The organism is Acidovorax sp. Q11 (assembly GCF_054950075.1).
Genome location: NZ_JBUDZG010000128.1, coordinates 1 through 255 on the forward strand (window position 1 = coordinate 1; position 255 = coordinate 255).

The window sequence follows — 255 nt, forward strand, 5'->3', positions numbered from 1 at the left end:
GCCAGAAGTTCCCCACTGTCGTGGGCGCCTGGCGCAGGGTCTGGGACAAGGTCATACCGTTCTTTGCCTTCCCGCCCGAGGTGCGCCGCGTGATCTACACGACCAACGCGATTGAGAGCGTGAATGCACGGCTGCGCAAGATCATCAAAACCCGAGGGCACTTCCCCAGCGACGATGCAGCCACCAAGCTGATCTGGCTGGCACTGCGCAACATCACCGAAGACTGGGGGCGGGCAACCAACAACTGGAAGTCAG

Annotated in this window: 1 protein-coding gene; it reads left to right on the forward strand. The window is 61.6% G+C overall.

The genetic code is table 11. The features are described from left to right. On the forward strand, nucleotides 1-255 hold a 255-nt coding region (locus tag ACYZGB_RS22985; RefSeq protein ID WP_462391301.1), incomplete at both ends, for a transposase.